Annotated in this window: 5 protein-coding genes; all 5 read right to left on the minus strand. The window is 47.0% G+C overall.

Annotated elements, in window-relative coordinates; translation table 11 throughout:
* Positions 1-74: 74 nt before the first annotated feature.
* The 5 genes from ABIO93_RS20215 to ABIO93_RS20235 all read right to left on the minus strand — a co-directional run bounded on the left by ABIO93_RS20215 (position 75) and on the right by ABIO93_RS20235 (position 8486).
* The gene (locus ABIO93_RS20215; protein ID WP_348070973.1) at positions 75-1853 is read right to left on the minus strand and encodes a RagB/SusD family nutrient uptake outer membrane protein; all 1779 of its coding nucleotides are present in this window, start codon (positions 1851-1853) and stop codon (positions 75-77) included.
* A 20-nt stretch (positions 1854-1873) separates the two neighbouring features.
* Positions 1874-5392, minus strand: coding sequence for a TonB-dependent receptor (locus tag ABIO93_RS20220; protein ID WP_348070975.1), 3519 nt, complete (start codon positions 5390-5392; stop codon positions 1874-1876).
* Positions 5393-5605: 213 nt separating this feature from the next.
* On the minus strand, positions 5606-6610 hold the full coding sequence (locus ABIO93_RS20225) for a FecR domain-containing protein (RefSeq protein WP_348070977.1): 1005 nt from the start codon (positions 6608-6610) through the stop codon (positions 5606-5608).
* A gap of 67 nt (positions 6611-6677) precedes the next feature.
* Complete coding sequence (locus tag ABIO93_RS20230; protein ID WP_348070979.1) at positions 6678-7262, minus strand: sigma-70 family RNA polymerase sigma factor; 585 nt, start codon at positions 7260-7262, stop codon at positions 6678-6680.
* 222 nt (positions 7263-7484) lie between these two features.
* Complete coding sequence (locus ABIO93_RS20235; protein ID WP_348070980.1) at positions 7485-8486, minus strand: aldo/keto reductase; 1002 nt, start codon at positions 8484-8486, stop codon at positions 7485-7487.
* Between the last annotated feature and the right edge of the window lie 102 nt (positions 8487-8588).

The raw sequence follows: 8588 nt of genomic DNA on the forward strand, positions 1-8588 counted from the left end.
CTAAGTCCTTCGACTGCGCTCAGGATGACAAACTTAACTAGTTAATTACGAATAAATTAACGCATTGAACAGCCTCAATTATATCCCGGATTTTGCTTCAACTTCGGCGCTCCGTCTACCACACTCATATCGATCTGAAACTGGGGAATCGGGTAATAGTTGTTTTTGCCGTTTGTGAATTTTCCTCCTGCAAGGTCAGTAGTGATCTTGGATTCGTAGCTGAAAAATGAATTCAGGCTGCTATCTGCAACGCCCCAGCGAACCAGGTCAAAAAAGCGGTGCCCTTCCATAGCCAGCTCAATGCCACGTTCAAAATAGATGGCTTTCAATACATTATCCTTGCCTTTTGCCGCCAATGTGCCAGCTGGATAAGGACTTACAACATAATTAGCTGCCGGCGTCGCTGAGAAACCAGTCAAAGGATTTTTGTTGTCAATGTATTTATAAAGCCAGCCCGTTTTGTCAGCGGCGCGGGTACGTACTCGGTTGACATATTCTTCCGCTTTGGCCAGGCTACCTGCATTCGCTTCTGCTTCAGCCGCCATTAACAACACATCAGAAAAACGGATCACGAGCACATTGATGGCATTACCCGGTGCCCATGAACTCAAATCGGCGTACAAATCTTGCGTTTTTTGTCTATGAATGTTCTTTTTGGGCGCATAGGGACCACCATAAGGTTGGTCGCGTACCCAGTTCATTCCCGGAAACAGGCCCCAGTCGTGGTAAGGAACATCGCGGCGGCCAACCGTCCAGTCCAAACGCGGGTCCAATGGCCCGGCATCCGGTGTGAATGCAGCGGCGGAAGTAAGGCCGAGGTCACTTTTTACCGCGTGACTGTTGGCGCTTTCTACATAAGGTAACCCAGCAGCATCGGTACGGTAAGCATTCACCAGCATTTGAGTAGGCTGGAAAAATCCGCAGCAGCTAAATGGCGCGCCGGTACCGTAAGGGAAATTCAGCATTCCGCCCTGATTAGCATTGGTAATGTCGAGCGTTCCATCGTTGGCGACCATCTGAATCGCAAATACCGACTCTGCATTGTTTTTGGTAGCCGCATCAAAGTTGTCTTTGAAAGAAACCAGATCGTATTTCAGGCCGTTGGTAGTGACGCCGCTGTTGATCACCTGCGTAAATACAGTCGCCGCTTCCGCGAATTTTTTCTGGTACAGATAAGTTTTGCCCAGGTATGCGCCCGCTGCCCATTTGTTAGCCCTGCCCACCAATGTATATGTCGCGGGTAACGTTTCATAAGCCGCTTTGAAATCCGCTTCGATCATCGGCCAAATGTCCTTATCATTAGGCTGGTTGAAATCGGTTGTGGTTTCGTCAATCCAGGGAACCATGTTCCACATTTTTTTCAGCTCAAAATAGTAATGTGCACGAAGAAAACGCGCCTGACCTTCGATGCTGGCTTTGTTTTCGGCAGACACGCCTTCCAGAAGCGCCAACACTTTCAAAACCGTATTCGCTCGTGAAACGCCTTCATACAACGCACGCCATTTAGTATTGAAAAAACCATTATCAGCACCTGATGCGAAGGTAGCGATTGCATTAATGGGCGTTTGGTCACCGCCGTCGCTGCCTTTATGTGCGTCTCCACCGGGAATGGCGCCATACACCCAGTTGTCAGGCGGGGACTCCCAGCCGCTTCCGCCTGTAAAGTCACCCTGGCCGTCGAGCGCAGCATAAGCAGCCGTGAGGAGACCATCGATCCCTTTTTCGTTGGCAAGAACTTCATCACCCAATGCGCCCTGCACCGGTTTATCCAAAAAATCATCTTTGCAAGCCTGTAAGAACAGGAAACCGGCCATCATACAAAGAACGGCCATATATTGAATTGACTTTTTCATATCGCGTTTCTTGGTAAGAATTAAAAAGTAAGATTAAGGCCCACAGTATATTGCTTGGAAGAAGGATATGAGCCTTCGTCGATGCCAAACACGGTCGGGTTACCGTCTGCATTTCTGCTTACTTCGGGATCAAGGCCGGAGTATTTCGTGATCGTGAAAAGATTGGTCGCCTGCACATAAATGCGGAACTGCTGGGTCTTGATCTTTTTCAGCCATGCGCTTGGGAATGTATAACCCAGCTGCAAATTCTTCGCTCTCAAGTACGATCCGTTCTCAACGAAATAGGAGTTAGGAACATTAATGGTACTGAATGAGCTGGAATTTTCCTGAATCGGCGCTTTGGCATTGTGGTTTTCAGGTGTCCAGGAGTTGTAAAGCGCGGTTTGGCTTTTCGCGCCCGACCGGGAAGAATTGAAATCATTCCACCAAAGTGTCTGGTTCCAGATCTGATTGCCCTGTACACCGTAAAGGAACATGGTGAAATCGAAGTTTTTGTAATTGAAACCTAAATTTAAACCATAACTAAAATCGGGATTTGGATTGCCGAGCATAGTACGGTCGGCAGCCGTGATCTGTCCGTCGCCATTCACATTCTCGTAACGGAAACGGCCCAGTGCTGCGCCATCCTGATACACAGCATTTGCGTCGCCGGTTTGCTGCACCGCCTGTGCATTAGCCTGCTGGATCTCTTCTTCGGAATTCCAGAACCCAATGACTTTATATCCGAAAAACTGGCCAATGGAGTTACCTACGCGGTTGCGGACAATGGACGCACCGTCGAAACCACGTCCTTCCAGGTCAAAATAATTGGTGCTGTTGGTTACTTTCAGGATCTTGTTATTGTAAGTCGTGAACGTAAGTGTAGCATTCAGTTTCAGGTCTTGGGTAATGTCAAAATGGGAGGTAAGCTGCAAATCGATCCCTTTGTTCTTCATCTGCGCAATGTTCACAAAAGGAACCTCGCCACCACCTGCAGTACCGATCAAATCAGGATTGTATAGCAAATCCTTCACATCTTTGACATAGTAATCGGCGATCAAATCCAGCTTGCCTTTGAAGAATGTAGCGTCGATACCAATGTTGGTGCTGATGTTTTTCTCCCAGATCGCGTCAGGGTTTCCAATGTGGCTTTTTTCAAAACCTTCCAATGCACCTGAGCCGCTGGTTCCGGCAAGGTCATAGTAAGAGCTTCTCCGGTTGGAACTGTAAGTGGTAAAAGCATTACCTGATCTTACATTGATCTGGTTACCCATGATACCGTAGTTGGCACGTATTTTCAGGTCGTCCAGCCATGTAACGCTTTTCATGAAATTCTCCTGAGAAATCCGCCATCCTGCGCTCACCGCCGGGAAAACGCCGTAACGTTCGTTGATAAATTTGGAAGATCCATCCCTTCTGATAATTGCCCCGAAAAGGTACTTATCATTATAAATGTAGTCAATGCGACCGAGCAGCGAGTACAATGCATCCGTAGAGCGGCTGCTCGAATTGCTGCGCGCGCCAGAACCGGTTTCCAGGTTCATATAGTCCGGATTGAAAGAGAAGAAACCTTGCGTACTGCCACTTAGATCGTGACTCTTTCCATTATACGCTTCAGTTCCGGCTACCACGGTCAGATCGTGCTTTTGCATGGTTTTGTGGAATGTCACAAGGTTGGTCCATGTCCAGCTGAAACCTGAATATGCTCCTTCTGAATACGTATTGGTGTTGCTATTTTCCTTATTTTCATAGGTAGGGAATGCGAATGAATTCCACCTGCCCGAATAGTTTTCTCCACCAAAACTCGTCCGTAATGTGAAGTATTTGAACAAATCAACCTCTGCAAAGACATTACCGAAAAGACGATTATCCAAACCTTTATCATAACGCGTACGATCGCGCATCGCCACCGGGTTGAACGCGTCGCCCATACCCGAGGCGCGGCTTCCCGCATAGTTGCCCATGATGTCGTGAACGGGAATGATGGGTTGCATCCTGAATGAGAATGCGATCGCTGACCCTCCGTCGGAAAGGGCACTTTTTGGATTATCTGAAATAGAAAACGCCAGATTTTCACCTATTCGGATGTGTTTGCCAATGTTATATTGGCTATTCGATCTCAATGTGTAGCGTTTCAGATACGTGTTGGTCAAAGCGCCTTGCTGATTGAAATAATTCAAAGAAAACAAGTAGTTGCCCTGATCGCTTCCGCCGCTCAATGAAATGTTGTGGCTGGTGGAAGGCGCACGTTTGAAAATCTCGTGAAACCAGTCAGTACCCGTCTTATTGGCCTTCACGATCTGATTAAATTTGTTAAAATCATCAACCGAAGTATAATTGGGATTGACATAGTAAAGGTCGGGGTTAGTACCGGGGTCACCTTCTTTGGCACCTGTCGGCAGAATATAGTCAGGCAAGACCGGCGAAGTACCATATCCATACTGATCATCGCCAATAGTTGCGCCCGCATTTTTCTGAACTTGGAACTTCAATTGTGCCTGTTCCATTGGATTCAGTGTTTTCCATACATTACCATTCGGAGGGGTTTGCACACCATACCAAGCGCTGTAATTGACTTTTACCTTATCCTTACCCTTTTTGGTAGTAATAATGATCACCCCGTTTGCTGCACGTGACCCGTAAATTGAAGCCGAACCGGCGTCTTTCAAAACCTGCATGGAAGCAATATCATTGGTATTCAGGTCCGTGATGGATGTGGTAGGGACACCGTCAACTACATATAATGGAGAGTTATTTCCAAATGTGTTCAACCCGCGGATCCGAACCTGCGGTGTTTCGCCTGGCTGCCCGGAACCGATGATGGTCACGCCCGACGCGCGTCCCTGCAACTGGTTTGCTACCTGGCCGTCAGGGGTTTGTTTCAGCTGTTCCACGTCCACGACCGACACTGCACCGATCAAATCCTTTTTGCGCTGCGTGCCATAACCGGTCACTACCAACTCAGAAAGGGTGGAAACGTCAGGTATCAGCTTGATATCCACGGTAGAGCGGGACCCAACCATTGTTTCCTGAGCTGTAAAGCCGATAAAGCTAAAAATCAGAATGGATTCGTCACCGGCAACATCCACGCTGTAGTTACCTTCCAAATCCGTCATCTTACCTTCATTGGTACCCTTTACCCGGATCGCCACGGAAGGTAATGCTTCTCCTTTTTCGTCAGTAACCTTTCCCTTCACCGGCCTTAAAAGCACCTGGGTTGTGGCCTCAGCGGCTTCGCGCACCATTTCCAGTTTGGTTTTCCCGGTAACCCCGATCATTTTGCCCACCTGCCTGAATTCCAGCGCGGTTTGCTTTTCGATCATTTTGAGGATCTCCGGTACAGGTAGCCCCATCGCATACAATGTAATGTCCGGGGCATTGCGGACGAGTTTTTCGTCAAATGCGAAAGTTACCCCAGTCTGCTGCTCAATTTGCCTGAACACAGTTTTTACACGGCTCTGCCTGACGTCCATATTAACGTGCTGCGCCTCGGAGGTGCCGGCCATTAATAAAGCGGTTGTCAGTACGTTTATGCCCAGAATAAGCGTAGAAATGCGCATACATTTTTTGAATAAGGGGAGTCCCTTATGGTAATAATTCACCATATTTGTCTGATGTTTAATGGTTAACCTGTTAAACCTGGTCCGTTCGCGCTACTGATGGTTCGAAGCATTACATAGCAGGGGGACATTCAAGAGCCGGGGACATTTGCACTGTTCCCGGTTTATTTTTGGGCTCATTTTCCTGGAAAACCTACCCGTGTTTGTTCCTTTCTATCTGATTACAATCGTGCTATCGTTTAGTTGTGAATAATTGAATTTTTTGGAAAAGCCCAGGACTTTCAACACGTCCGTCATGGGCTGATTGTCAAGCGTTAATGTGATTTTTTCATTCGTCAGGTCTTCTTTTTCAATGAGAATGTGCTGGTTGTATTTTCTTTCCAGCGCGTGGAACACTTCCAATAAAAGTTCATCTTCAAACACCAGTCTATTGTCTTTCCAGGGCGCAATAGCAGGTTTACTGATTTCGCTGACATGTATTTTAGCTGTTTTTTCAGGGACAATGGCTTGCTCGGCTGGTAGCAGCATCAATGCAGGGGTTTCCGGTTTGTCGCGAAGCTTAACACCTACCTTTCCGGTTTTCACGGTAACCTTAATGTCCGCGTCATTTTCGTAGGCTTTTACATCAAATGAAGTTCCGAGTACTGTAATGTCCAATGTCTTTGCGTGGACAATGAATGGTTGTTCCGTTTTATGCACAATGTCGAAAAATGCTTGTCCTTCCCGCAATACCACTTCGCGCGTTTTGCCTCGGAAAGAATCGGGGTAGGAGAGGCTGGAACCTGCATTCAGCCAAATGGAAGAACCGTCGGGCAGCGTTACTTTCAATGTTTTTCCTAATGGCGCCTGTACTACATGCATGGAAGTTTCGATAGCCTTGTGGCTATCTGTCCAATAAATAAAACCGCCAATCACCATCGCCGCAGCTGCTGTAGACCAGGTTACGAGTCTTCGGATCAATGTGAAGCTGGACTTTTTGATAACAGGCTGCTGCATTGCTTTCAGATTCGAGCGCATGCGGTTTTTTACATCGTCGGCATTTTCCGAAGTGTTGGTATAAACGGTTTGCACCCCTGGTACTTCCGGATTTTGCCCGTCATACCAGTCGTGTAAGATCTGTTTCTCTTCCTCGGAAGCTGTTCCGTTAAGGAACTTTCTGGCCAACTGTCTGATGTACTCCTGTGTCATTGCAAAGCGGATTTGCCCTTTGGAATACATAGAGGGGAGATGTAAGAGAAACCCCTTAGTTGAAAAATAAAAAAGTTAGAATATTTACAGAGACCTTCTAAAATTTGGCCAAAAGAAGTATTTGCAGAAGAAGATGTGCGACGCCACTGAGGTTGGCGCGGACCATTTTGAGCGCTTTGGTCAAATGTGCTTCAGCAGTTTTTGGGGAAATGTTCAGCTCTTCGCAAATGTCGGGAAGTGACCTGTCCTGCAATTTGTTGTACTGAAACACCAGGCGGCATTTCTCGGGAAGGCGGTTGGTCAGATTGGTAATGATTTCGATCAGGAGCTTATTTTCAATGTCCTGATCCATAGAAACAGAAGTAATTGCCTCATCCTTAATCGACATTTCCACTTCACGCGCCTGCTTCGACTTCGCCAGGTAGCGATACACTTCGTAACGAAGCATGGCAGCGAGGTATGGTTTCAGCGACTGGATTTCAAGGGTTTGTCTCTTCATCCAGAACAACATAAAAGTATCCTGAGTGATCTCTTCGGCTATCTCAGCCGACTTTACCATTTTGTGGGCCGTGTAAAAAAGCTTGTCCCAGTGCCGGTTGTAGATTTCGTCAAATGCACCTTCCTCCCCGTCCTTCATCAAAGCGGCCAGCTCATCATCGGAATAGTTTTGGAAGTCAATCATTTACAGTCGGGTGTTTACCAGAATCTTTAATTCTTTACCAAATATAAAATAATTTAACAACCGAAGAACGGTGATTTAATATAAATACAATATTAAAAATGGTCTAATATCATAACCGGCCGATTTTTTAACATAAATACTAGAAATAGCAATATTTTATTTTGGCAGAGACTTGGCAAGTCTGGGCGACCCCGTCTGCAAGACCTACCAAGTCTTTCTAGTTCAATGATTAACCATCTTCATAGCTCCCTCACTGTACCGGTCTCCGGTGTTGGGATAGCGAGCAATCAGCTCATCAATTTCATTGAGATCTGCAACAGAAAGTGTCACGTCAATGGCGCCCGCATTTTCTTCCAGGTACTTCCTTTTCTTAGTACCCGGGATCGGGATCATGTCTTCACCCTGTGCGAGTACCCAGGCCAGTGCAAGCTGAGCGGGAGAGCAATTTTTGCCAGAAGCAATTTCGGCGAAGCCTTTTACCAGTTTGGCATTATTATCGGCAAACTCCTGCTGATATCTCGGCAATGACCTTCTGAAATCGCTATCTGCCAGGGCGGTTACATTCAATGTGTCGGTAATCAGGCCTCTTGCAAGCGGCGAATACGGTACCAGCGAAATGCCCAGCTCGCGAACGGTACCCAAAATTTCAGCTTCCACATCTCTGGTAATGACCGAATATTCGCTTTGTAAAGCAGCGATCGGGTGAACTGCATTTGCTTTGCGGATAGAAGCAGGCGAGGCTTCGCTGAGGCCGAGGTAACGTACTTTTCCTTCCTTAACCAGCTCTGCCATAGCTCCCACCATTTCTTCAACAGGGACATTTGGGTCAACGCGATGCGCATAGTAGAGGTCGATGGTGTCGATTTTTAGTCTTTTCAAGCTGTTTTCAACGGCGACTTTCATCCATGCGGGAGAGCCGTCGAAGTATGCACCGGCTGAGTTTCGAGGTCCGGCTACATTCTCTCCGTAGCGAAAACCGAATTTTGTGGCGATGAATATTTTGTCACGGTTTGGTACCAACACTCTGGAAATCAGTTCTTCATTTTCACCATTGGCATACATATCCGCAGTATCCCAAAAATTAATGCCCAGATCGAGCGCTTTATGCAAAGTAGCAATGCTCTCGTCGTCGTCGGTGGGGCCATAAGCAAAGCTCATACCCATACAACCTAAACCGATGGCTGACAATTTTTCATTCGTAGTTCCAAGGCTCCTGAATTTCATCTTGTTTTTTAGTTATAAAACCGTGTCCGGTTTTGTGAAACGTGACTTGGCAGGTCTAGACTTGGCAAGTCTAGGCGACCCCGTCTAGGCGACCCCGTCTAG

It is taken from the genome of Dyadobacter sp., assembly GCF_039919315.1.
GTDB lineage: Bacteria > Bacteroidota > Bacteroidia > Cytophagales > Spirosomataceae > Dyadobacter.